We start from the raw sequence: 250 nt of genomic DNA on the forward strand, positions 1-250 counted from the left end.
TTAGGTTCCAGTATCTTCGGATGTGAGAGTTCAAGTCTCTCCTTCCGCACCATGTTCTCGATTGGAACTAAAACAATCAAATTTTCGTTGGAGTATCGCCAAGCGGTAAGGCAGCGGGTTTTGATCCCGCCATTCCCAGGTTCAAATCCTGGTACTCCAGCCATTGGCTATGTAGCTCAGCTGGTTAGAGCACATCACTCATAATGATGGGGTCCCCTGTTCAAATCAGAGCATAGCCACCACGTTGCGG

General features: G+C 48.8%; 2 tRNA genes. Both read left to right on the forward strand.

Annotated features, from left to right (window positions below):
• Window positions 1–88 precede the first annotated feature (88 nt).
• Window positions 89–163: transfer RNA gene (locus tag C3B51_RS22960), tRNA-Gln, on the forward strand.
• A gap of 2 nt (window positions 164–165) precedes the next feature.
• Window positions 166–242 (forward strand) — tRNA-Met (locus C3B51_RS22965).
• The last annotated feature ends 8 nt before the right edge of the window (window positions 243–250 follow it).

This window comes from Pseudoalteromonas rubra, from assembly GCF_004212645.1.
Taxonomy (GTDB): Bacteria; Pseudomonadota; Gammaproteobacteria; order Enterobacterales; family Alteromonadaceae; genus Pseudoalteromonas; species Pseudoalteromonas rubra_G.